This window comes from Bacteroides oleiciplenus YIT 12058, from assembly GCF_000315485.1.
GTDB lineage: Bacteria > Bacteroidota > Bacteroidia > Bacteroidales > Bacteroidaceae > Bacteroides > Bacteroides oleiciplenus.
Genome location: NZ_JH992944.1, coordinates 207812 through 232507, shown reverse-complemented (window position 1 = coordinate 232507; position 24696 = coordinate 207812). Strand labels below are relative to the sequence as shown.

Sequence of the window (24696 nt, the reverse complement as noted above, 5' to 3'; positions counted from 1 at the left end):
TTTTTCATTCGGCTGCAAATGTATAACAATTATTGGCTATTTTGTTATACAGAGATGTCAAAATGTTCAGTTTTTAGCACTTTTTGACCTTCTATCAACTCCTCTTCCAGAATTCGGGGGTGAAAAGCAGCAATACGGTGAACAACTCGAGACGTCCCAGGAGCATGAGGAACGCCATCAGCCACTTCGCGATGTCGGGCAGTGCATTCCATGAGAAAGCGGGACCCGTTTCTCCCAAACCGGGACCCATATTACCGATACTGGAAACTACGCAACCCACAGATTCCACAAATCCGATACCCAGTCCCATCATAATCAGTACACTGATGATGATAATGACCGCATATATAAAGCAGAAAGCCAACACTGTAGATTGTACGGAGGGTGAAATAACCTGTTTGTTGAGCCGTACCGGCAATATGGCATTCGGGTGGAGGATATGTTTGAATTCATTGCGGGCCACTTTGCCGAGGATAACCATGCGGATACATTTCAAACCGCCTGTCGTACTTCCCGCACAGGCACCCATCAGCATGACGATGGTCAGTAATCCCCACGTCACAGCAGGCCATAGCATATAGTCGGCAGTAGCAAATCCGGTGGAGGTATGTAGGGAAATCACCTGAAACAGTGATTGGCGGAACGATTCTTCTATTCCCATCGGTTTGGAATAGAAAAGTATCACTGCTATTACTCCGGTGAATAGCACCACCGACCAGAAATACCATTTCAACTCAGCGTCATTGATGACTTTCTTGAATTTCCGGTTGACGAAGAACAGCAGCAATGTGAAGTTGATTCCCGAAATAAACATGAAGATGGATATGACGTATTCGATATACGGAGAGTTATAATAGGCTACGCTGGCCTGTTTGGTTGAGAATCCGCCTGTTCCGGTAGTGGCAAAGGCATGACAAACACTGTCGAACCAGTTCATTCCACCCAGCATCAATAAAGCCACAAGGATACAGGTGATACCTGCATAGATACTCCAAATCCATTTGGCGGTGATACCGATACGCGGGTGCACTTTGTCGTGCGTCGGTCCGCTGGCTTCGGCGGCAAATACCTGCAAACCACTGACACCGAATATCGGAAGTATGGCGATGGTGAACATGATAATTCCCAAACCACCTATCCATTGCGTCATGCTGCGCCAGAAGAGCAATCCGTGGGGCAGCGCTTCAATATCGTCCAGTATGGTGGCGCCCGTACTGCTGAAGCCGGACATTGTTTCGAAAAAAGCATTGGTGATGCTGGGTATGTATCCACTGATATAAAATGGCAGCATGCCGAAAAGAGAAAATGCCACCCAGGCGAAGCTGACGAGTACATAGCCATCCCTGCGTGTCAATTGCCGGTTACCGCCTTTGCCCATGGCTGCCAGAAGCAATCCGGCACCTGCTGTGATACCTGCCGATACCCAGAAGTCCACCAGTGCCTCATCCTGATAGTAGAATGAAACCCCCGAGCAAATCAACAGCATCATTGTCTCCAGCAATAGGAGGATGCCGATAATCCGTATAACCGTTTTGAAATTAATCATATTATATGAATGAAGAATATTTTTTAGTTCTTCATTTAATTAAAGTATTTCTCAATCTTCTTAATCATCATATTCAGGCAGAATACCACCACATGGTCGCCTGGCAATATCTGTGTATTACCCATCACCACGACACCTTCGCCCTGACGGATTAATCCTCCGATGGTGGCTCCCTTCGGCAGTCCGAGGTCTTTCACCTGATGTTTAGTGATTTTGGAACCGGCTTTCACGGTGAATTCCGCAACGTCGGCATTGGCAAAAGTCAGACACTTCACGTTGCTGACGTCGGCATCCAGCATCATCTGGTAGATGTGACTGGCAGTAATCATTTTTTTGTTGATTACCGTACCGATGTCGAGGCTCTCCGCCATACCTATATAATCTATGTTTTCTACTTCTGCCACCGTTTTACTGACACCCATGCGCTTGGCGGCAAGGCAGGAAAGAATGTTCGTTTCCGAATTATCAGTCAGGGCAACGAAAGCCTCCGTATTTTTCAGACCTTCTTCGATAAGCAAATCCATGTCTCGTCCGTCTCCGTTGATAATCATGACTTTGTCGTCAAGAATTTCCGTCAGGCGGTTACAACGATTCAAGTCATTATCTATAATCTTCACTTGCATATAGTCGGGCACATATTGCGCGGTGCGCACGGCAATGCGGCTTCCGCCCATAATCATCACGTTGCGCACGTCGGCATAATCTTCCTTGCCGGCTATCTTACGTATATAAGGTACGTACTTGCGGGTGGTGGTGAAATAAACAATATCGTGTAGTTTGATTACATCGTCACCACGGGGGATGAGCGTTTCATTACCGCGCTTGATGGCTACCACGTGATAGGGCTTGTCTGTTCCGGCAAGCTGGTGCAGGGGAATATTCAGTATCTCCGCCTTTTCGCGCATCTTGGTACCAATAAGTATCAGTGAGCCGCCGCAGAACTCCCACCATTGGCGCACCCAACTCATACGTATGGAAGATACGATTTCTTTGGCGGCAAGCATTTCGGGATAAATCAGCGAATCAACGCCCAGTTTCTGAAAGAACTCCTTATTCTTGGGCAGGAGATATTCGTAATTGTCGATGCGGGCAACGGTTTTCTTCGCACCCAGGTTGGTGGCGAGCATACAAGCGGTTATGTTACGGCTTTCATCAGGAGTGACAGCTATAAATAAGTCCGCCTCTTTAGCTCCTACCTCCTTCAATCCCTGAATGGAAGTAGGCGATGCTGTAACCGTCATCAAGTCGAAGTTGGAACTGAGCGTACTCAACCTTTCCTCGTTGTCGTCCATCAGTATGATGTCCTGTTTCTCGCGGGACAGCAATTTTGCCAAGTGTGTGCCTACTGCGCCGGCACCGGCAATAATGATTTTCATTGCTCTTCTTTTACTCTATTCAACTGGCAACAAACTGTAGCCATTTTATATTTTTACTTATTTATCGCAGCCATTATTCCTTCTTCATCCATTCCACACAAGTGGTGCAACTGCTGTACCGTTCCGTGTTCAATAAACTTATCCGGTACACCTATGCGTTCTACATGTGGTGTATACCCATTGTCCGACATAAATTCCAGTATGGCAGTACCCATACCGCCTTTCTGTATGCCGTCTTCAATGGTGATGATGCGGGAGAATGAGCGTCCTATTTCGTGCAGCATCTCCTCATCCAGCGGCTTGAGGAAGCGCAGGTCATAATGTGCTATTGAGATGTTCTTTTCTTTTTCTGCCTGTTCTATGGTCTTTGTGGCGACATTACCTATTGGACCGAGGGTGATAATGGCAAGATCTTTGCCGTCTTTCAACTTGCGCCCTTTGCCTACGGGTATTTCTTCCAACGGGCATTGCCAGTCCGTCAGTACACCCCGTCCACGTGGATAGCGGATAACGAATGGGCCCTTGTCCGGCAATTGTGCCGTGTACATCAGTCGGCGCAACTCGTGTTCGTTCATGGGTGAGGATATGGTCAGATTGGGTACGGGGCGGAAGTATGCCAGGTCGAACACACCGTGGTGCGTCGGTCCGTCTTCACCCACCAGTCCGGCGCGGTCAAGGCAGAGTACGACGGGAAGTTTGAGGATGGCAATATCGTGAATCACGTTGTCGTAAGCGCGCTGCATGAACGAGGAATAGATGTTGCAGAATGGCTGCATTCCCTCCTTCGCCATACCTCCCGAGAAGGTGGCTGCATGGCCTTCGGCAATACCTACATCGAAGGCGCGGTCGGGCATTGCCTGCATCAGCATGTTCATGGAGCAGCCTGTAGGCATGGCGGGAGTAACACCGACAATGCGTGGGTTTTGTTTGGCGAGTTCCACAAGGGTTTCACCGAACACGTCTTGATAGAGTGGGGGCAGGTTGTGTGTATCCGCCGTGAAGCGTTCGCCTGTTTCGGGGTCGAACTTGCCCGGTGCATGCCAGATGCCCGGTGCTATTTCGGCAGGCTTGAAGCCTTTTCCTTTGATGGTGTGCAGGTGCAGGATTTTCGGGCCCTTCATGTCCTTTATATCCCGCAGAATCCGTGCGATATTCTTAACGTCGTGTCCGTCGATGGGACCGAAGTATCGGATGTTCATTCCTTCGAAGATGTTCTGTTGCTGGGCGGCCATCGACTTCAGGCTGTTTCCGAAGCGGATGAGTGCCTTGCGGCGGTCCTCGTTGAGGATACCTATTTTGAAGAGCATCTTGGATATTCTGAAACGCAACTGGTTGTAGCGGTTGGAAGTCGTCAGATTGAACAAATACTGTTTCATGCCGCCTACGCTACGGTCTATCGCCATGTCATTATCGTTGAGGATAATGAGGAGATTGTTTGAAGTTGTGGAGGCGTTGTTCAGTCCTTCGAAAGCCAGACCGCCGCTCATTGAGCCGTCGCCAATTACGGCAACCACGTGGCGGTCTTCTTCACCCTTTTCGGCGGCAGCCACTGCCATGCCCAGCGCGGCCGAAATGGAATTCGACGCATGTCCGCAGGTGAAAGTGTCATAGTCACTTTCATCGGGGGAGGGGAAGGGACGGATGCCTTTGAGTTTCCGGTTTGTAGAGAATGTTTCCCGGCGTCCGGTCAGTATTTTATGGCCGTAAGCCTGATGGCCTACGTCCCACACAATGCGGTCGTAGGGGGTATTGAACACATAATGCAGGGCAACGGTTAGTTCTACCGTTCCCAAACTGGCTGCAAAGTGTCCCGGGTTGCACGAAACTTCTTTTATAATGTCCTGCCGCAATTCTTTGCAGACTTCCGGAAGTTGCTCGACACTAAGTTTTCGCAGGTCTTCGGGGTCAAAAATAGAATTTAGCAAGTTATATGTTGTTGGCTCTGTCTTCATCTCGTTCTGAGGATTACAAATTGCAAAATTAGTAAAAGAAAACGGAAGGTATTTCCTTTTTCGGGAAAAAAAACTCAATCCTCTGTTCTTTAACTTCTCCGGTGCTTCGTGGGGTGCGGTTTGTGTGAAGAAAAGGTGGCTCGCTGGCAATCAAGTTGCGTGGTACTGAAAACTATTCCTGTGCTTGCAAGAAACTAATCTCTCGTGTGCTAACAACTAATATTTTCCTTGCATCTTATTATTCATACAACAGATATGATAATTTCCTACAATATCTATAGAAGTTTCTTACAACAGTTATTGTAGGAAACTTATGTAATTGTCGTATGAATAATAAGATGCAAGGAAAATATTAGTTGTTAGCACACGAGGAATTAGTTTCTTGCAATGTCGGGATTAGTTTCTTTCTGTAGCGGTTTTGAATGAAATGATGATTTACTGAGTATCTCAATTAATTAGGCGGACTATCTTAACTCCCCTCCTCCAGTTGGAGGAGGAGAATTGAGATAGTGCTGTTTATCATTTGCCTCATTACTAATCACTAATCACTAAACGCTAATCACTAATCACTTTTGTTCCTTTCCGCACAAATAGAAACAAATGTGGCTTAAGCAGAGTGAAGATCATGAAGGCAGATGTTCTATTCTTTATCAATAGTATTCTAAATTTGCAACTTTCTGAATATAATTTCAATTACCCTATTCTAATGATTGCCGTGTTGGAAATAAGCCTTTATATTTGCAATGAATACTGACGATATTGATATGCTACGCCATTAAATGACACGATGAATGCCTTTAACGACAAATGAAATATTAGAATATCGTTATGCCTTTAATACAACGGCATTAATTAATCAATTAACATAAGCTGACACATGAACGCTAAGAATTATTTATTAAACATGTTGCTTGTAGGCAGTAGCATTATGATGCTCGCCTCTTGCGTAAAAAATGATGTGTATGATCCCGATAAGGCACCGAAGAAGACCGAAGACTTGGTTGTGCCGGAAGGATTTGACTGGAAAACCTCACAAGATGTGACTGTTGCTATGACTTCTCCTCATGCAGCTTCAGTGGCTGTTTACACTGATAAATCCTGTACTCAGCAAATAGCCGAACTGCCTGTGGCGGAAGGTAAAAGCTCCATAACGCTGGAAGTTCCTAAGGCAAACTCCAGTATTTGGTTTGAATATGCTTTGGCCTCCGGAGGAAAGGAAGTTATGGAGGTGCCTATTCAAAAGACTGTAACAAGAGCTGATGCGGCGACGTGGGCTGCCAGTGCAATATTCCCTGACAAAATTGATGCTTCAGAAGCTAATTATCCTAATTATGTGTACTATCAACCGTCTAAGAATGGTTTTGGGACTCTTATGTTTGAAGACCGTTGGCCTGAGACGGCAGACTATGATTTTAATGACTTTGTAGTAAATTATAATATAAAGGCTCAAGGGGTGCCTACTTCTAATTATGAAAGTCTTGATTATACCAATTTAACTGTGACCTTGAAGATTCGTGCTATGGGAGGAAGTTTGCCTTATAGATTCTGTATGCAGATAGGACATAGGCTTGCTACAGATGCTGCCCCCGGGACACTAAGTGAAACATCAATGGAAATCCTTAGAAAGGATATAATAGAAGTTACTGGAGTTAAGAGTAATTTTGGCGGTGGAAGTGTGGAGTTAATTGAGGGTACTAAATATGTGATTCTCGCGCTTAACGGATTCGATGGATTAAGAGGAATAAATGGAGGTAGCTTCTATAATACAGAAAAGACGCACTTGTATACTGGGGAAGTTCCGACCATAACTTTTACTTTGAAGATTGATGAAAAGAGACATAAGACAGAGAACCCGAGGAGAAGACCTTTCTTTGACGGTTTTGGCGCCCAATCCGCTTTCGATTATTTCTTGCAGAAAACAGACGGTTCCAACCGTGAGATACATTTGATAGATTGGATGCCTACAGAATTGTATACGACTTATGATAAAGATGCTGGTGCAACAACTTCTGCAGGTATCTACTATTGCAGTGATAAGCGGTTTGTGTGGGGGCTGAAAGTTCCTGAAGAAATAGCTTGGCCTGTTGAACGTCAGGATATAACAGGGGTTTATCCGAAATTTAGCGAGTGGATTGAAAGAGGTAGTGACGATTTAGTGAATAATGTCGATAATATTGTATGGTACAGAAATCAATATTTAACCCCAAATGCTAATCTTTATATCAAGCCTTGGTAGTATTAACCACCCTGTAGAAATGGGTTGGGGGTAGAAGGTTGCGATATTATAAACGTTTATAAAGAATTTCCAAAGTGGGTTTATATATCTCCCACGCAACATTAATTGTTAATAGCAAGAATTGACTAGACTGTTTTCTCTTTTTTCTAAGAGTTTGTTAGTTACCTGTCATGGTTCTAAGACCATTATTTATGGTCTGAAAACCATGGCAGGTGATTTTTTGTACCTACTTGTTTCTTCCAGGTATCTGATGAAACACTTTTTCTTTTTCAGAACTTTCATACTTTTGTTTGCTTGGTTAGGAACAAATTGATTAGTTTTGTTGCTGCAAATATAATTTGGTTTTCGTACAGAAAACAACAGGCATTAGAACTTGATTTAAAATGGAAAAAGAAAAAGACCTCTTATTTAACGTAGCAGACATTGTGAAACGCGCCAAACGCGTATTGAACTTTAAGACTGATGCCGACCTGGCCGGCTATCTGGGTGTGTCGCGTTCCACACTCAGCAACTGGGTTGCGCGCAATAGCATTGACTTCCCGTTGCTGCTGAGTAAACTGAAAGACGTGGACTATAACTGGTTGCTGCTGGGAAAAGGGAGGCCCATGCCTCAATCAAGAAACTACAATGGTGAATTGGTATACGGCGAGGTTGAGATGATACACAATCCCAAAACGCCCGATGCGATGAAAGACCGCAGCGTGGCGTTGTATGATATCACTGCCGCTGCCAACCTGCGCACATTGCTTGCCAATAAGCATCAGTATATAGTAGGAAAGATACAAATTCCCAGCATCCCTATGTGCGATGGTGCGCTCTATATCAGTGGAGACAGTATGTATCCCATCTTGAAGTCGGGGGACATTGTAGGTTTCAAGGAAATCAGCAACTTCAACAGCGTCATTTATGGTGAGATGTATCTGGTCTCATTCAATATTGATGGCGATGAATACTTGGCGGCGAAATACATAAACCGTTCCGATGTGGAAGGTTGCATCAAACTGGTGAGCTACAACCCGCACCATGAGCCGATGGATATTCCGTTCACTTCCATCCAGGCGATGGCTATCGTGAAGTTCTCTATCCGGAAAAATATGATGATGTAGGCTACATCCAACTCTTACGATTTATTTATGAATTTTCTGACTCCTGTTGAATTACCTTCCGGTTTACCTCTGTTGACCCAGTCGGACGAACTCTTGTTGATGGGCTCTTGCTTTGCCACCAACATGGGCGCGCTGCTGGCGGATGCCAAGTTTCGTCCGGATATCAATCCTTTCGGTGTTCTTTATAATCCGCTGTCCGTTTCGGCAGCCTTGCGCGAGGTGGCGGCAGGCAAGATTTATACAGAAGAGGATTTGTTCTTCTTCCGTGAATGTTGGCATAGTCCGATGCATCACGGAGACTTCTCTTCGCCCTCGGCGGAAGAAGCATTGCAGCGTATCAATACCCGTCTGCAGGCGGCACACGCACGCATCCATCAATTGGAGTGCCTGCTGCTGACTTTCGGCACGTCGTGGGTGTACGAACAAACAGGACACATTGTGGCAAACTGTCATAAACAGCCGGAGTCTGTTTTCACTCGCCGCCAACTCAGCGTGCAGGAGATCGTATCGGACTATACCTCCCTGTTCTCCGGTCTGATAGCCCGGAACCCGAAGTTGAAAGTCATTTTCACTGTCAGCCCCATCCGACACGTGCGCGACGGCATGCATGCCAACCAACTGAGCAAAGCTATCCTTCTGCTTGCTATTGACCAGCTACAAGCTGCTTTTCCCGAACATGTCTTCTATTTTCCGGCTTACGAACTTCTTCTTGATGAGTTGCGCGACTATCGTTTTTACGCTGACGACATGGTGCACCCGTCCCCCCAGGCGGTACGCTACGTATGGGAGAAGTTTGTGCAGACCTGCCTCTCCGAGGATGCGTTAGAGATTATGCAGGAAAGTGAAAATATCAATAAAGCGCTATCTCATAAGCCTTTCCATCCGGAGTCAGACGAGTATAAGCGTTTTTTAGGACAAATTGTGTTAAAAATAGACCGACTTAACAAAAAATACCCGTACTTAGATTTCCAAAACGAGAAAGAAATATGTCATATACGATTGAAACAATAGCTGAACGCATCGGTGCACGACGTGTGGGGGACACGCCGGCAACCATAGACTGGTTACTTACCGACAGCCGTTCCTTGAGTTTCCCCGAAGAAACGTTGTTCTTTGCTTTAACCACCAAGCGCAATGATGGCGCCCGCTATATACCTGATTTATATTCACGTGGCGTCCGCAACTTTGTGGTCAGCAAGGAAACCTATAAAAAAGTGGAGAGTGGAGAGTTGGGGCAATTCTCAACTCTCAACTTCTTAGTTGTTTCTAACCCGTTGAAAGCTTTGCAGAAGTTGGCTGAGCAACATCGTGAGCAGTTCCAGATACCGGTAATTGGTATTACGGGCAGCAACGGAAAGACCATTGTAAAGGAATGGCTACACCAATTGCTTAGTCCCGAACGTGTGATTGTTCGTTCGCCGCGTAGCTACAATTCTCAGATTGGCGTACCTCTGTCCGTTTGGCAAATGAACGAACAGTCTGAACTCGCTATTTTTGAAGCGGGCATTTCGGAAATGGGAGAGATGCGTGCCCTACAGAATATTATCAAACCTACTATTGGTATACTGACCAATATCGGTGGTGCTCATCAGGAGAATTTCTTTTCTCTGCAAGAAAAGTGCATGGAGAAGCTGACCCTGTTCAAGAACTGTGATGTGATTATCTATAACGGAGACGATGAGTTCATCAGCAATTGTGTAGCGAAGTCCATGCTCAGCGCCCGTGAAATAGCGTGGAGCCGGAAGGATATGGAGCGTCCGTTATTTATAAGTAAGGTGGAGAAAAAGGAGGATTGTACCGTTATTTCCTATCGTTACCTGGATATGGACAACACATTTATGTTACCTTTCATTGACGATGCTTCTATTGAAAATTCGCTGAACTGCCTGGCGGCTTGCCTCTATCTGATGCTTCCTGCCGGAAAGATTACGGAGCGTATGACGACCCTGGAACCGGTGGCTATGCGTTTGGAAGTGAAGGAAGGCAAAAACGGTTGTCTGCTGATAAATGATAGTTATAACAGTGATCTTGCTTCGCTGGATATTGCGCTCGACTTTCTTTACCGCCGCTCGCAGAGCAACGGACTGAAACGTACACTCATTCTCTCGGATATGCTGGAGACGGGGCAGAATGCGCCGACACTCTATCGGAAAGTTTCGCAACTGGCAAGTAGCCGTGGCATTGAACGCATCATCGGTGTGGGTGGTGAAATATCTTCGTGCGCCGCACGGTTTGATATGGAAAAGGCTTTCTATCCTAACACAGAGGCATTGTTGCATGCCATCTCACGCGGAGAATTGCGACTGGAAAATGAGATTATATTGATAAAAGGCGCCCGCCAGTTTGGTTTCGATGCGTTGACGGAAGAACTGGAAAAGAAGGTGCACGAGACTATCCTCGAGGTGAATCTTGGAGCCATGATAGCCAACCTGAACTACTATCGTAGCCAGTTGAGACCGGAGACGAAAATGGTGTGCATGGTGAAGGCTTCCGCCTATGGTGCGGGTTCGTATGAGATTGCCAAGACATTGCAGGAACATCATGTCGATTATCTGGCTGTGGCTGTGGCGGACGAAGGCTCTGAACTACGCAAGACGGGAATCACGGCAAGTATTATCATCATGAACCCGGAGATGACGGCATTCAAGACGATGTTCGACTATAAACTGGAGCCGGAAGTATATAGCTTCCATCTGCTGGATGCGCTAATTAAGGAGGCTGAGAAAGAAGGTATCACTAATTTCCCTATTCATATCAAATTGGATACGGGGATGCATCGCCTGGGATTTGCTGCCGGAGATATGCCGCGGCTCATTGAGCGGTTGAAGGGGCAGGATGCAGTGATTGCACGGTCGGTGTTCTCCCACTTTGTGGGCAGTGATGCATCGCAGTTCGATGCGTTTACACGTGAACAGATAGACACGTTCGAGGTGGCATCCATGCAGTTGCAGGAAGCATTTCCTCATAAGATACTCCGGCATATCTGCAACTCGGCAGGTATTGAGCGTTTCCCGGGAGCACAGTTTGATATGGTGCGTCTGGGTATCGGGTTGTATGGTGTCAGTCCGATTGATAACAGCATTAAAAACAATGTCAGTACGCTGAAAACGACTATCCTGCAAATACGGGAGGTTCCCGGAGAAGATACAGTGGGATATAGCCGCAAGGGACACTTGACTCGTGATTCGCGCATTGCTGCATTGCCTATCGGGTATGCCGACGGATTGAACCGCCATCTTGGCAACGGTCATGCCTACTGTTTGGTGAATGGGCAACGTGCACCTTATGTAGGCAATATCTGCATGGATGTCTGCATGATTGATGTGACGGATATAGATTGCAAGGAAGGGGATACGGTAGAGATTTTTGGTGACCACTTACCCATCACGGTGCTTTCTGATATACTTGAAACCATTCCTTACGAAGTGTTGACAAGCATTTCGACGCGGGTGAAAAGAGTGTATTATCAGGATTGATATTAGGTAAACGATAGCATTGTTTTTCGGTTTCATCTCCATTGTTTTCGTTTTAATTCATTCAAAAACGTGTATTCTGTGGTGAAACTATTATATTTGCAACAAATTTTAAAAAGACTACGGATATGACAAACTTACTTTTATTAGGCTTCCTGCCCAGCGGTTCCGAATGGATTATTATCGCTCTGGTAATCCTCTTGTTGTTTGGTGGCAAGAAAATTCCCGAACTGATGAAAGGACTTGGCAAGGGTGTGAAGAGCTTCAAGGACGGTGTGAACGAAGCAAAAGAAGAAATCAATAAAACCAAAGAGGAAATAGACGAGCCGGCATCGAAAGGCAAATAAATTAGCTACGAGTTACAAGCTACGGGCTACAAGTGGCTGTGCTATTGAGGCTGAACAGCACTTGTAGCTCGTAGCCCCGTAGTTTGTACTCATCACTCAATTATGGCAAATAAAGAACTAACCTTTTGGGACCATTTGGACGAATTGCGCCGTGTGCTGTTTCGCGTACTTGGTGTGTGGTTTGTATTGGCTGTCGGTTACTTCATTGCAATGCCGTGGCTGTTTGATAACGTAATACTGGCACCCTGTCACAACGATTTCATCTTCTATGACCTGTTGCGTTACGTAGGCAAGGTCTTTGACCTTCACGATGAATTCTTTACGCAGGAATTTCATATCAAACTTATCAATATCAATCTGGCCGCCCCGTTCTTTGTGCACATGTCCACCGCTTTTTTGATGTCTGTGGTGACGGCTACGCCTTATATTTTCTTTGAAATCTGGCGATTTATCAGTCCTGCGCTCTATCCTAACGAGCGTCACGGTGTGAAGAAAGCCCTTTGTATCGGTACGGCGATGTTTTTCCTCGGCGTATTGCTGGGCTATTTCATGGTTTATCCGCTCACGTTGCGTTTTCTTTCTACCTATGAACTGAGTGCGGCTATCGAAAATCAGATTTCCCTTAATTCTTACATCGACAATTTCATGATGCTGGTGCTTTGCATGGGACTGGCTTTCGAATTGCCGCTGGTGACCTGGCTGCTCTCGCTCCTGGGAGTGGTGCATAAATCCTTCCTGCGTAAATATCGACGCCATGCGATAGTGATTATCGTGATTGTCGCAGCCATCATTACACCGACTGGCGACCCCTTCACCCTGACCGTGGTTTCCGTTCCGCTTTATCTGCTTTATGAGTTGAGTATCCTGATGATTAAGGACAAGAAGACCGACGCGGACGAGGCTGATGAAGTCGAGGAGGAAGAATGAAAGAAGACTACCACTTCTTACTCACTGTCTGTCAGGACGAAAACATCCCGTTGACGGCAGCTTACCGCCAGCTTCGTGAGTTTCTGGAACGTCTTTGTCGCACACAAATGCCGGATGGCAGTCTGCAAATGACCGACCTTTCCGCACGCATCAGTTTTGTGGCTTCCAAAGCCGGATTATCCGTAGTGGAACAGAACCGCCTGCACACTTTTCGCCTGACTTCCAATGCCGTACTGAACCGACAGGCCGAACCATTGCGCGAAAACCTCTTGCGGGACGTCAAGACGCTGGCTTTCTTTGTGAAACGTCTGACAGGAGAAGATATTCCCGTTGCACTCTATCGCCTGCTTCCCCGTGCGGATGCTACTTATATTGTTGCTCCCCCTGCCAAAGAACGGATACGCCGGATGCGCGTCTGCTTCCAGTGTGCTGACGACACCTATTTATATGTATCTCCCGTAGATACCGTTGCCGACGAACCGTTGCGCGTGCGCTATAATGTGCCGCAGGTGAATGAGGAGTTTGCCGAAACCTGCCAACTGCTATGGCGCCATGCACAGGTCAACCTGCTCGATGTGGCTGTGGACGAGGCGGGCATACTGACGCCTTCCTTCATTATTCTCGAACCTGATTATCTGCTGGATATCAGTTCACTTGCAGAGTGCTTCAAAGACTATGGGCACCATCCTGCCAATTATCTGCTGGCACGTTTGCAGACTCCTGACAATACGCGTCCTCTCTTACTTGGTAACATTGCCAATCTTTTTCTGGACGAATGGATTTATGCCAAAGAGGAACCGGACTATCTGACTTGCATGAAAAAAGCCTTCCGTACTTATTCCATCGAGCTGGCTGCTTGTGCCGATTTGCTGGACAGGGAGAAAGAAAAGGAATTTTTTGCCGATTGTAAGCGGCACTTTGACCATATCAGGCAGACAGTAACGGAGACATTCCGTGCTCCCGGCTATGAACTGGACAAGACCGATGCGGTGCTGGAACCTACGTATATTTGCGAAGCACTGGGCCTGCAAGGGCGTTTGGACTATATGCAGCGCGACATGTCTTCTTTCATAGAAATGAAGTCGGGTAAAGCGGACGAATATTCCATCCGGGGCAAAGTGGAACCGAAAGAAAATAATAAAGTGCAGATGCTGCTCTATCAGGCGGTGCTGGAATATTCCATGGGAATGGACCACCGCAAGGTAAAGGCATATCTGCTATATACACGTTATCCGTTATTGTATCCTGCCCGCCCGTCGTGGGCGATGGTGCGGCGCGTGATGGATGTACGCAATCGGATTGTGGCGAATGAATATGGCATGCAATTGCGTAACAGTCCGCATTACACGGCGGAGCGGTTGAAAGATATTAATCCGGATACACTAAATGAACGCCATTTGGACAATACGCTGTGGAAGCGTTTCCTTTATCCGTCTATCGATGCCGTGGCGCAACGCATTCGGACACTTACTCCGCTGGAACAGTGCTATTTTTATACGCTGTATAACTTTATCACAAAAGAACTGTATACCTCCAAATCGGGAGATATTGACTATGAGGGGCGTGCAGGTGCTGCTGCCTTGTGGCTTTCTACGCTCGAAGAGAAATGTGAATCGGGAGAGATATTATATGACCTGACAATCAAAGAAAACCATGCCGCAGATTTGCATAAAGCATATCTTATATTGGCACGGACGAATCATGATGCCGAACACGGAACTTGCAGGAGCGAATCATCATTTGCCTGCTCCCCGCAAGCCCTGCCGAATTTCCGCGAGGGTGATGCCATCGTCCTGTATCAGCGCAACAACGATGCGGACAATGTAACCAATAAAATGGTGTTCAAAGGAAATATAGAGCGAATCACCGACCGGGACATTCGTATCCGCCTTCGTGCTTCGCAACAAAATACTTCCGTGCTTCCTCTTGACAGCCGTTATGCCATAGAGCACGATTTTATGGATACTTCTTTCCGCAGTATGTATCTGGGGCTTTCCGCTTTTCTCTCTGCAAACAAGAATCGTAGGGATTTATTGTTATTTCAGCGTGAACCAGAGTTTGATGCCTCTTTCGATGCCCGAATTGCGGCTGCTCCGGATGATTTCTCACGTATCACCCTGAAAGCCCAGGCAGCAAAAGATTATTTCCTTCTGGTAGGTCCTCCGGGCACCGGAAAAACCTCCCGTGCCCTGAGAGGCATGGTGGAAGCCTTCTATCGGGAAGGAAAACAAATATTACTGCTCTCATATACGAACCGTGCAGTAGATGAAATCTGTAAAACCCTCTCTGCCATAACGCCCGGGATCGACTTTATTCGTATCGGAAGTGAACTGTCCTGTGATACTCCTTTCCGTTCCCATTTGATAGAGAATGTGCTGGAACCCTGTTCCACACGCCGTGAAGTACATGTGCGGATAGACCGTTGTCGTGTTTTTGTCGGCACTGTTTCCACATTCTCTTCTAAAACAGAACTTTTCCGCTTGAAGACTTTTGATGTGGCTATTGTGGATGAGGCTACCCAGATATTGGAACCGCAACTGTTAGGGCTTCTCTGTGCGCGGAATGTGGCCGGTGAAAATGCTATCGGTAAGTTTATTCTTATTGGTGACCATAAACAACTGCCTGCCGTTGTGCTCCAATCCGAATCTCAATCCGAAGTCTGTGAGGACTGTCTGCATAGCATCGGCCTGCACAACCTGAAAGATTCCCTTTTTGAACGCCTCTATCGGAAGGTTGCCAGTACTACTAATCACCTATCACTTACCACTAATCACTTCCATGACATTCTTTGTCGCCAGGGGCGCATGAATGTGGAAGTAGCCCGGTTTCCCAACCGTGCTTTTTATGGCGGACTATTGGAAATTGTCGGTTTGCCCCACCAACAAGGCGAACTTACTCTTGCTCCGGGATTGGAAGACGATGAATTTGCGGATATACTGGTGCGTCGCGTGGCTTTCCTCCCCTCTGTGGCGGAGGCTGCTTCACAATCGGCAAAGACGAATCATTTCGAAGCCCAGCTCGTAGCTCGGTTAGCTATCGCTGTCTATCGGCAATACGAGGCTGCCGGTTTTGACTTTCAGCCTGCTTTGACGTTGGGTGTCATTACTCCCTATCGTAGTCAGATAGCTCTTATTAAGAGCGAGATAGCTGCTTTAGGTATTCCGGCTTTGGATGATATTTTGGTGGATACTGTCGAACGTTTTCAGGGGAGCGAGCGGGATGTGATTATTTATTCCTTCTGTGTGAACCGTAGTTATCAACTAAAATTCCTTGCCAATCTTACGGAAGAAGGGGGAGTCTGGATTGACCGTAAATTGAACGTAGCTCTTACCCGTGCCCGTAAGCAACTGTTTATGACAGGAGTACCTCATTTGTTACGACAAAATCCTATCTACGCCGACCTGTTGGATACGGTTCTCTAAGGCTTTATTGCTCCCATTTAGTAAATCTTAAATGTTCCTCATTTCTTTATATCTTTTATTAATATCTTGATATATGATAAACCCCTATATTTGCCGAACGTTTTTTTCATAGAGATTTAGATTTAAGGTTAGAAGAATTGTGGAAGTCGTGAGACTTCCCTTTTTTTCATCTTAAAGTTATTGCGCTCCTGTATCTATATGGGCTGTTTGAGGTAAATTTGCTAAAGTATGCCGAGGTTCATATGTTTCACGGGAGAGTGCAGAAGAGAGTCGCTTCGTGAGAAGGGGCTTTTTTTGTACCTGTACGTTTCTTATTTATATATACTACAAAAGGTGCCCCTATGAGGAGCACCTTTTGTTATTTTATACTATTACGGTATAATATTATAATGTAATAGGTTTGTACTTCGGAACTAATGCCTTCATTACGATCCAACCAATCAGATAAGCTACTGCACATACACAGAAAATAATGAAGTATCCTGCCGGTTTACCGGAGAATCCCATGAATTCCATGGCGGGACGTACGAACTGTGCACCTTGCTCTAATAAGTCATGAGTCATTTCTACTTCTTTTCCGTCTACTATCGTACTTCCGGATGAGTATACAAACAAGTTACCTGCTACTTTCTGGAGGATCATAGAACCAAAACCACCAGCCATACCACCGATACCAGTGATACTTGCAATTGCTGCTCTCGGGAACATATCACTTACAGTAGAGAAGATATTGGCAGACCAGGATTGGTGAGCTGCACCACCGATACCAATCATGATAACCGGCAACCAAGGTGAAATTGTACCCAAAGGTTGTGCTAATAACACTACCAGCGGGAAGAATGCGAAAATCAACATTGCACGCATGCGCGCTGCATAGGGATTCAATCCGGTTCTATTCATAATGATGGTAGGTAGTTTACCACCATAGATTGAAAGCATTGTGATGGCGTACAGAGTAAAGATTAGTGCGATACCTAATCCTTCGGAAGTTTTGATACCAAATTGTGTATTCAGATAAGAAGGAGTCCAGAATAGGAAGAACCACCATACACCGTCAGTCATGAACTTACCGAAAGCAAATGCCCAGGTTTGTTTATAGCTGAAACATTGCCAGAATTTCATCTTTTTCTCATCCTTTTCTTCTACAACTGGAGCCGCACCTTCTTCATGCTTATCCTGTTCGATGTATTCAAGCTCAGCTTTGTTCACGTGCTTGCTTTCAGAAGGTTTGGAATACATAAATACCCAGAATCCCATCCAGATAAATCCGAGACCACCAATTACAATGAAAGCCATTTCCCAGCCCCAAGCTTTGGCAAGCAAAGGAATAGTCAACGGAGCAACCAAAGCACCGATAGAAGCACCGGCATTAAAGATAGAAGTAGCATACGCGCGGTCTTTCTTTGGGAAATATTCGGCAGTTACTTTGATAGCTGCGGGGAAGTTACCAGCCTCACCGAGTGCCAGTACGCAACGTGCAGCAAGGAAACAGTACATACTGATAGTTGCAATTGTTACCACTACATCACCTGTAGCTCCCATTAGTTCGGCTGCGCTGTGCAAACCTACGAAATGCTCGGTTACAATACCGCAAAGAGCATGAAGACAAGCACCTGCCGACCATACACCAATAGCCCAGAGGAACCCTTTTTTAGTACCCATCCAGTCAATAAAGCGACCGGCAAATAACATGCAGACTGCATAAACAATAGAGAAGACAGAAGTGATTGTTCCGTAGTGTGATTCGTCCCAGTGGAATTCGGGTTTGATAAATTCATCCCACGTCAATGACAACACTTGACGGTCAAGGTAGTTTACTGTTGTCGCAAAAAATAACATGGCACAGATGGTCCATCTGTAGTTGGTCATCTTTCCCACTGCATTTTGATTTAAACTCATGATACGTTGATTTAAAATTATTAATTCTTATTTCTGGGGCCAAAAATACACATTATTTGATGTATATCAATACAAATTTCGTCTATTTTCCTGCATTTTTTGTTCCAAATGCAAATAAATGGCAAAAAAACTCGTTATCGCGCACGAAAACGGTTGTTCTCGTACACGAAAAACTAAGCTTGTGGAGGACGAAAATAAATAATGCACCTTTTCGGTCGAAAAGTACACAACGGATTAGGGGAGAACCGCTATCTTTGTCACATTACTTAAAATAATCTATATACCTAAAAACAAGAACAGAATGATGAACAATCTGCTTTGTAAAACTTTTGTTATGGGAGCACTGATTTGCTCCACCCATTTGGCCGCTCAGAAGGTAAGCGATAAGCAACCGTGGTCGGTACGTATGGTAGAATCGGAAATGATTCGTTGCCCGGAATCCTGGCAGTTGGATTTCCAACCGAAACTGAAATGGGATTATTGTCACGGACTGGAATTACAAGCCATGCTGGATGTATATGATACGTATGGGGACAAGAAAATGTTCGACTATGCCTTGGCTTATGCAGACACAATGATACACAAGGATGGAAGCATTGAAACTTATAAATTGCATGAATATAACATTGACCGCTTGAATTCGGGAAAGTTTCTGTTCCGTATCTATGAACAGACGAAGGATGAGAAATACAAGAAAGCTATTGACTTGCTACGTAGCCAACTCGATACGCATCCGCGTAATGAAGATGGTGGTTTTTGGCACAAAAAGATTTATCCGAACCAGATGTGGCTGGATGGCATCTATATGGGGTCAACGTTCTATGCTGAATATGCTTTCCGCAATGATCGCGTGCAGGATTATCCGGACGTTGTAAATCAGTTCATTACCGTGGCGCGCCATACATACGACCCGAAAAACGGACTTTATCGCCATGCTTGCGATGTAAGTCGCAAGGAGCGTTGGGCAGATTCTGTGACGGGACAATCGCAACACAGTTGGGGACGTGCTATGGGCTGGTATGCTATGGCATTTGTAGATGCGTTGGATTTTATTCCGAAGCATGAGGCTGGACGTGATTCCATGTTGGTTATCCTTAATAATATAGCTACCCAATTGAAGCGTATACAAGATCCGAAGACAGGTTTATGGTATCAGGTGCTGGATAAGAGTGGTGAAAAGGGCAACTATCTGGAGTCTTCCTGTTCTACCATGTTCGTATATGCCTTGTTCAAGGCTGTGCGTAAAGGCTATATTGATAAATCTTATCTGGAAGTGGCTCTGAAAGGCTATAAAGGTATTCTCGATAATTTCATCGAAGTGGATAAAGACGGTGTTGTGACCATTACTAAAGCTTGTGCTGTTGCCGGTTTGGGTGGTAAGGACTACCGTATGGGTGACTACACCTATTATATTAATGAAACAATCCGCAGTAACGACCCCAAAGCAGTAGGTCCGTTTATCATGGCAAGCTTGGAGTGGGAGCGTCTGCAACAAGTAAGGGAAATTGTAAATCAAAAATAAGACAATGAAACGACTGACATATTATTTATGCGGTGTAGCTCTTTTCCTTGTGAGCGTTATGCCGCTGTCGGCACAGACTCAATGGAAGGATACGATTGTAGTGGTCCGCGATGGTTCGGGTGACTATCGTACGCTGACAGAAGCAATGGAAGGTATCCGCGCCTTTATGGATTATAAAGTAACGGTGCTGGTAAAAAATGGTATTTATAAAGAGAAAGTGGTTATCCCGTCTTGGATTCAGAATGTGGATTTCATCGGTGAAAGCGTGGAAAATACCATTATCACTTATGATGATCATGCCAATATAAATAAGATGGGAACTTTCCGTACCTATACGGTGAAGGTGCAGGGCAACAGCATCACTTTTAAGAACCTGACTATAGAAAATAATGCAGCCAGACTGGGGCAGGCCGTTGCACTCCATACGGAGGGTGACAAACTGGTATTTATAAATTGCCGCCTTTTGGGAAATCAGGATACTATCTATACTGGTGTTGCAGGTACGCGCCTCTATTTTGTGGATTGCTACATTGAAGGAACCACCGATTTCATCTTCGGCCCTTCTACCGCCTTATTTGAGAATTGTGAAATCCGTAGTAAAACCAATTCTTATGTGACGGCAGCTTCCACCCCTAAGGATATTGCAGTAGGCTATGTTTTCAGAAATTGCAGGCTGACTGCCGAACCGGGAGTGGACAAAGTATACCTGGGGCGTCCTTGGCGACCTTATGCCGCTACCGTATTCATCAACTGTGAGATGGGAAAACATATCCGTCCCGAAGGGTGGCACAACTGGGGGAATGTGGAAAATGAGAAAACAGCCCGCTATGCAGAGTATGGAAGTACGGGAGAAGGTGCTTCGGTGGCTGGTCGTGTGCAGTGGGCGAAGCAGTTGACTAAAAAGGAAGTAGCCCCATATAGTGAGCTAAGCTACATCTATGGAATGTGTAGCGACTGGAAGCCTGCGAAGTGATAGTTATCAGCCTCTTACAAGGAGTTAAGAGTTTGTCGACAAAAAGTTAAGAGTCTGTTGACAAATTCTTAACTTCTTGTCGACAAGGTATTAGTGCTTTAGGAAATCGGCTCTCATGGGGCTGAAACAGTCTATCAGGATACCTGCTTCCAAGCATACACAGCCATGTTCTGCATCCGGTTCAATGTAGACGCCGTCTCCGGTTTCTACTATTTGTTTTTCACCGTTCACGGTAAATTCAAATTTACCGCTTGCCACATAGGTGGTTTGTGTATGATAATGGGTGTGCGGTGTGCCGATGGCACCTTGCTCAAATTTCACTTTTACAAGCATCACTTGTCCGTCGTAGCCCATGATTTGGCGCACTATTCCTTCGCCTGCGGGTTCCCAGGCGATTTCTTTTTCGAGAATGAAGGTGTTACTTCTTGTCTTTTTCATTTTGCCAGTCAGATTAGTTATTTTGTTGGCAAATATACGATTAATATTAATTTTTCTACCGATTGCGACTTTTTTTACACTTCAAACCCTCTGTTTTTAGGTAATATTGCACCCGGAAAATAATAATACTATTTATATATTATGAACTATGAAACATAAGTTGACATTACTGCTGGGGTTGTTCTTTCTGCTCTCGGCTTTCACAGCTGATAAACCTGTGATTACTATTTTTATGATTGGTGACTCCACTATGGCTGATAAGTCACTGACAGGTGGGAACCCCGAGCGTGGCTGGGGACAGATGTTGCCCGGCTATCTCTCGGAGGAAATCCGCGTGGACAATCATGCTGTGAATGGACGCAGTTCCAAGAGCTTCATTGATGAAGGGCGATGGGAAAAGGTGATCTCGCAGGTGAAGAAGGGGGACTATGTATTTATCCAGTTCGGGCACAATGATGAGAAGTCGGACCCGAAACGATATACAGCTCCGGGTACTACTTTTGATGAGAACCTGAAACGCTTTGTGAACGAAACGCGTGCCAAAGGTGGTATTCCGGTTTTGTTCAATTCCATCGTGCGCCGTAACTTCGGTACGGCAGACGGAAACAAATTGATTGATACGCACGGAGCTTATCTGGACTCTCCGCGGAAGGTGGCGAAAGAGTTGGGTGTGGCTTTTGTGGATATGAATAAGGTTACCCATGACTTTGTGGAAGGCATGGGGCCGGTAGAGTCGAAGAAATTATTCATGTGGGTGCCTGCCAATCAGGTTGCTGCCATACCGAAAGGCCGCGAAGATAACACGCACCTGAATGTTTATGGTGGTCGTGTAGTGGCTGGTCTGGCTATGGATGCGGTTGCCAAGGAAGTTCCGGAACTGGCGAAGTATGTCCGCCACTATGATTTCGTGGTGGCACAGGATGGTAGCGGAGATTTCTTCACGGTACAGGAGGCTATTGATGCCGTGCCTGATTTCCGTAAGAATGTGCGCACTACTATACTGGTTCGCAAAGGTGTGTATAAAGAAAAAATTGTAGTTCCGGAAAGTAAAATTAATATTTCCCTGATTGGACAGGAGGGAGCAGTACTTTCTTATGATGATTACGCACAGAAGAAGAATTGCTTCGGTGAGGAAAAAGGTACTTCCGGTTCATCTTCCTGCTATATTTACGCTCCCGATTTTTATGCGGAGAATATCACGTTCGAAAATTCTTCCGGACCGGTGGGGCAGGCTGTGGCCTGTTTTATAAGTGCTGATCGCGTTTACTTCAAGAACTGCCGTTTCCTCGGTTTCCAGGATACGCTCTATACTTACGGAAAAGATTGTCGTCAGTATTATGAAGGTTGCTACATAGAAGGTACGGTCGATTTCATTTTTGGTTGGTCTACGGCAGTGTTCAACCGTTGCCATATCCATAGCAAAAGAGGTGGTTATGTGACGGCACCTTCTACTGACCGGGGGCAGAAGTATGGTTATGTATTCTATGATTGCCGGCTGACGGCTGACGAGGGTGTAACGGAGGTGTATCTATCACGTCCTTGGCGTTCGTATGCGCAGGCTGTCTTTATCCGTTGCTATTTAGGTAAGCATATTGTTCCTGCCGGTTGGAATAATTGGGGGAAGAAAGAAGCTGAGAAAACCGTGTTTTATGCTGAATATGAAAGTACGGGTGAAGGAGCCAATCCGAAGGCGCGTGCACCTTTCTCTCATCAACTGAAAAGTATCAAAGGTTATGAGATAGAAACCATTCTTGCCGGAAACGACGGATGGAATCCGGTGAAAAACGGTAATGAACTATTGGATATAAAACGCTGATTAGAACTGAAATCAATTAAAAATCTGAAAAACATTAGAACACAATGATGAAGAAGAGTTTATTAGTACTGTTGTTCGCCTTGATATTTCCGCTGTCGTTTGTATCTGCGGAGAACTACCCGTACCGGAGCGATGTGCTTTGGGTTACTGTGCCCAATCATGCTGACTGGATTTATAAGACCGGAGAAAAAGCTACGGTTGAAGTGCAATTCTATAAATATGGTATTCCACAGGATGGTGTGACCGTATCTTATGAGATAGGTGGAGACATGATGCCTGCTGAAACCTCTGGCTCTGTTACCTTGAAACAGGGTAAAGCCGTAATTTCTATCGGAACAATGAAAGAACCGGGCTTTCGTGACTGCCGGATGACGGCAACTGTGGATGGAAAGAGTTATAAGCATCACGTGAAAGTCGGTTTTTCTCCGGAAAACATCAAGCCTTATACGCAGATGCCCAAAGACTTTAATGAGTTCTGGGATAACAATAAAGCGGAAGCTGCCAGGTATCCATTGACTTATACGAAAGAGCTGGCAAAGGACTATTGCACTGATAAAGTGGATTGTTACCTTATTAAGTTGATGTTGAATAACCGTGGGCAGAGTATCTATGGCTATCTTTTCTATCCGAAAAACGCAGCGAAAGGTTCTTGTCCGGTTGTGCTTTGCCCTCCGGGAGCAGGTATCAAAACCATCAAGGAACCTCTGCGTCATAAGTATTATGCGGAAGAAGGATGCATCCGTTTTGAAATCGAGATACATGGACTGAACCCGACAATGTCTGAGGAAGAATTCAAGGAAATCAGTAATGCCTTTAACGGTAGAGAAAACGGTTATCTGAACAATGGGCTGGATAATCGTGATAATTATTATATGAAGCGTGTTTATCTGGGTTGTGTACGTAGCATTGATCTGCTGACTTCATTACCGGAATGGGATGGCAAGAATGTCATTGTCCAGGGTGGTAGCCAGGGTGGAGCTTTGGCTCTGATTACTACAGGTTTGGATAACCGTGTTACCGCTTGTGTTGCCAATCATCCTGCTTTGAGTGATATGGCCGGTTATAAAGCCGGACGTGCAGGCGGCTATCCCCACTTCTTCCGGACGGGAGGTATGGATACCCCTGATAAACTGAAAACAATGGCATATTATGATGTGGTGAACTTTGCCCGTCTGATAAAGGTGCCTACTTACATAACCTGGGGATATAACGACGATGTATGTCCGCCTACCACCAGTTACGCTGTTTATAATACGTTGGGTTGTCCGAAAGAAGCTTTGATTACTCCGATTAATGAACATTGGACTTCCAATGACACAGAATACGGGCAGTTGAAGTGGATATTGAAACACCTGAAATAAACAGGAATTATTCTATGTTCTTTCCTCTCTGATATACTTTCTTTGAAAATATACCGGAGAGGATTTTTTATAAATTCTTCCGTTGTAGAATAATCGATTGCCGAAGGGTAAAAAAGTGCAGAAAACATGTGGAATAATTGTTTAAATCCCCTCTATAAAGATGCTCCAAGCCAGTTGGACTATTTTTTTAACCGATTTGAGCATATTTTTCACCTTAAAAATCAAGATAATCCCCTCCTTTGCATGGCAAGGTGAAAGACAAAACCTTATAGAGAAACTTTGAATCTTTATTTATTAACTCC

General features: G+C 45.4%; 16 protein-coding genes. 11 read left to right on the top strand and 5 right to left on the bottom strand.

What is annotated here, in order from left to right:
- Positions 1-94: 94 nt before the first annotated feature.
- From HMPREF9447_RS20615 to dxs, 3 genes are read right to left on the bottom strand one after another with little or no spacing between them, the layout of a single operon-like run.
- Entirely contained in the window at positions 95-1546 is a 1452-nt protein-coding gene (locus tag HMPREF9447_RS20615; protein WP_009131725.1) for a TrkH family potassium uptake protein, read from the bottom strand.
- A gap of 35 nt (positions 1547-1581) precedes the next feature.
- Positions 1582-2922: a Trk system potassium transporter TrkA gene (trkA, locus tag HMPREF9447_RS20610; protein ID WP_009131724.1), complete on the bottom strand. Its 1341-nt coding sequence runs from the start codon at positions 2920-2922 to the stop codon at positions 1582-1584.
- 53 nt (positions 2923-2975) lie between these two features.
- On the bottom strand, positions 2976-4874 hold the full coding sequence (dxs, locus tag HMPREF9447_RS20605; RefSeq protein ID WP_009131723.1) for a 1-deoxy-D-xylulose-5-phosphate synthase: 1899 nt from the start codon (positions 4872-4874) through the stop codon (positions 2976-2978).
- A gap of 877 nt (positions 4875-5751) precedes the next feature.
- Here dxs and HMPREF9447_RS20600 point away from each other — a divergent pair.
- From HMPREF9447_RS20600 to HMPREF9447_RS20570, 7 genes are all read left to right on the top strand, one after another.
- Positions 5752-7110: an LruC domain-containing protein gene (locus HMPREF9447_RS20600; RefSeq protein ID WP_009131721.1), complete on the top strand. Its 1359-nt coding sequence runs from the start codon at positions 5752-5754 to the stop codon at positions 7108-7110.
- A 383-nt stretch (positions 7111-7493) separates the two neighbouring features.
- Entirely contained in the window at positions 7494-8216 is a 723-nt protein-coding gene (locus tag HMPREF9447_RS20595) for a LexA family transcriptional regulator (RefSeq protein WP_009131720.1), read from the top strand.
- A gap of 27 nt (positions 8217-8243) precedes the next feature.
- Positions 8244-9227, top strand: coding sequence for a GSCFA domain-containing protein (locus HMPREF9447_RS20590; protein WP_009131719.1), 984 nt, complete (start codon positions 8244-8246; stop codon positions 9225-9227).
- A complete protein-coding gene (locus HMPREF9447_RS20585; protein ID WP_009131718.1) occupies positions 9203-11692 on the top strand; it encodes a bifunctional UDP-N-acetylmuramoyl-tripeptide:D-alanyl-D-alanine ligase/alanine racemase in 2490 nt (829 codons plus the stop codon). The genes HMPREF9447_RS20590 and HMPREF9447_RS20585 overlap by 25 nt, the downstream gene beginning before the upstream one ends.
- 125 nt (positions 11693-11817) lie before the next feature.
- On the top strand, positions 11818-12036 hold the full coding sequence (locus tag HMPREF9447_RS20580) for a Sec-independent protein translocase subunit TatA/TatB (RefSeq protein ID WP_009131717.1): 219 nt from the start codon (positions 11818-11820) through the stop codon (positions 12034-12036).
- Positions 12037-12138: 102 nt separating this feature from the next.
- The gene (gene tatC, locus HMPREF9447_RS20575; RefSeq protein ID WP_009131716.1) at positions 12139-12963 is read left to right on the top strand and encodes a twin-arginine translocase subunit TatC; all 825 of its coding nucleotides are present in this window, start codon (positions 12139-12141) and stop codon (positions 12961-12963) included.
- A complete protein-coding gene (locus HMPREF9447_RS20570) occupies positions 12960-16385 on the top strand; it encodes a DEAD/DEAH box helicase (RefSeq protein ID WP_009131715.1) in 3426 nt (1141 codons plus the stop codon). The genes tatC and HMPREF9447_RS20570 overlap by 4 nt, the downstream gene beginning before the upstream one ends.
- A 384-nt stretch (positions 16386-16769) precedes the next feature.
- Here HMPREF9447_RS20570 and HMPREF9447_RS20565 read toward each other — a convergent pair whose 3' ends face one another.
- Positions 16770-18284: an MFS transporter gene (locus tag HMPREF9447_RS20565; RefSeq protein ID WP_009131714.1), complete on the bottom strand. Its 1515-nt coding sequence runs from the start codon at positions 18282-18284 to the stop codon at positions 16770-16772.
- Between the two features lie 301 nt (positions 18285-18585).
- Here HMPREF9447_RS20565 and HMPREF9447_RS20560 point away from each other — a divergent pair, with 301 nt between their 5' ends.
- Together HMPREF9447_RS20560 and HMPREF9447_RS20555 are read left to right on the top strand one after the other, a co-directional pair.
- Positions 18586-19806 carry a glycoside hydrolase family 88/105 protein gene (locus HMPREF9447_RS20560; RefSeq protein WP_009131713.1) on the top strand — a complete coding sequence of 407 codons (1221 nt, stop codon included), beginning with the start codon at positions 18586-18588 and terminating at the stop codon, positions 19804-19806.
- Between the two features lie 4 nt (positions 19807-19810).
- On the top strand, positions 19811-20779 hold the full coding sequence (locus HMPREF9447_RS20555; protein WP_009131712.1) for a pectinesterase family protein: 969 nt from the start codon (positions 19811-19813) through the stop codon (positions 20777-20779).
- A gap of 90 nt (positions 20780-20869) precedes the next feature.
- Here the strand turns inward: HMPREF9447_RS20555 and HMPREF9447_RS20550 are convergent, their stop codons facing one another.
- Positions 20870-21217 (bottom strand): cupin domain-containing protein, encoded by a 348-nt coding sequence (locus tag HMPREF9447_RS20550; RefSeq protein ID WP_009131711.1) that lies wholly within the window; start codon positions 21215-21217, stop codon positions 20870-20872.
- Positions 21218-21365: 148 nt separating this feature from the next.
- On the opposite strand from HMPREF9447_RS20550, the gene HMPREF9447_RS20545 reads away from it, so the two are divergent.
- Both HMPREF9447_RS20545 and HMPREF9447_RS20540 read left to right on the top strand, forming a co-directional pair.
- Positions 21366-23033 (top strand): pectinesterase family protein, encoded by a 1668-nt coding sequence (locus HMPREF9447_RS20545; protein WP_009131710.1) that lies wholly within the window; start codon positions 21366-21368, stop codon positions 23031-23033.
- Between the two features lie 44 nt (positions 23034-23077).
- Positions 23078-24394 carry an acetylxylan esterase gene (locus tag HMPREF9447_RS20540; protein WP_009131709.1) on the top strand — a complete coding sequence of 439 codons (1317 nt, stop codon included), beginning with the start codon at positions 23078-23080 and terminating at the stop codon, positions 24392-24394.
- Positions 24395-24696 lie beyond the last annotated feature (302 nt).

What these genes read in the sequence shown, in the direction of transcription:
- HMPREF9447_RS20555 (WP_009131712.1), top strand. Translation starts at nt 19,811, where the DNA reads ATGAAACGACTGACATATTATTTATGCGGTGTAGCTCTTTTCCTTGTG.
- tatC (WP_009131716.1), top strand. Translation starts at nt 12,139, where the DNA reads ATGGCAAATAAAGAACTAACCTTTTGGGACCATTTGGACGAATTGCGC.
- trkA (WP_009131724.1), bottom strand. Translation starts at nt 2,922, where the DNA reads ATGAAAATCATTATTGCCGGTGCCGGCGCAGTAGGCACACACTTGGCA.
- dxs (WP_009131723.1), bottom strand. Translation starts at nt 4,874, where the DNA reads ATGAAGACAGAGCCAACAACATATAACTTGCTAAATTCTATTTTTGAC.
- HMPREF9447_RS20585 (WP_009131718.1), top strand. Translation starts at nt 9,203, where the DNA reads ATGTCATATACGATTGAAACAATAGCTGAACGCATCGGTGCACGACGT.
- HMPREF9447_RS20570 (WP_009131715.1), top strand. Translation starts at nt 12,960, where the DNA reads ATGAAAGAAGACTACCACTTCTTACTCACTGTCTGTCAGGACGAAAAC.
- HMPREF9447_RS20540 (WP_009131709.1), top strand. Translation starts at nt 23,078, where the DNA reads ATGATGAAGAAGAGTTTATTAGTACTGTTGTTCGCCTTGATATTTCCG.
- HMPREF9447_RS20580 (WP_009131717.1), top strand. Translation starts at nt 11,818, where the DNA reads ATGACAAACTTACTTTTATTAGGCTTCCTGCCCAGCGGTTCCGAATGG.
- HMPREF9447_RS20595 (WP_009131720.1), top strand. Translation starts at nt 7,494, where the DNA reads ATGGAAAAAGAAAAAGACCTCTTATTTAACGTAGCAGACATTGTGAAA.
- HMPREF9447_RS20590 (WP_009131719.1), top strand. Translation starts at nt 8,244, where the DNA reads ATGAATTTTCTGACTCCTGTTGAATTACCTTCCGGTTTACCTCTGTTG.
- HMPREF9447_RS20560 (WP_009131713.1), top strand. Translation starts at nt 18,586, where the DNA reads ATGATGAACAATCTGCTTTGTAAAACTTTTGTTATGGGAGCACTGATT.
- HMPREF9447_RS20550 (WP_009131711.1), bottom strand. Translation starts at nt 21,217, where the DNA reads ATGAAAAAGACAAGAAGTAACACCTTCATTCTCGAAAAAGAAATCGCC.
- HMPREF9447_RS20600 (WP_009131721.1), top strand. Translation starts at nt 5,752, where the DNA reads ATGAACGCTAAGAATTATTTATTAAACATGTTGCTTGTAGGCAGTAGC.
- HMPREF9447_RS20545 (WP_009131710.1), top strand. Translation starts at nt 21,366, where the DNA reads ATGAAACATAAGTTGACATTACTGCTGGGGTTGTTCTTTCTGCTCTCG.
- HMPREF9447_RS20615 (WP_009131725.1), bottom strand. Translation starts at nt 1,546, where the DNA reads ATGATTAATTTCAAAACGGTTATACGGATTATCGGCATCCTCCTATTG.
- HMPREF9447_RS20565 (WP_009131714.1), bottom strand. Translation starts at nt 18,284, where the DNA reads ATGAGTTTAAATCAAAATGCAGTGGGAAAGATGACCAACTACAGATGG.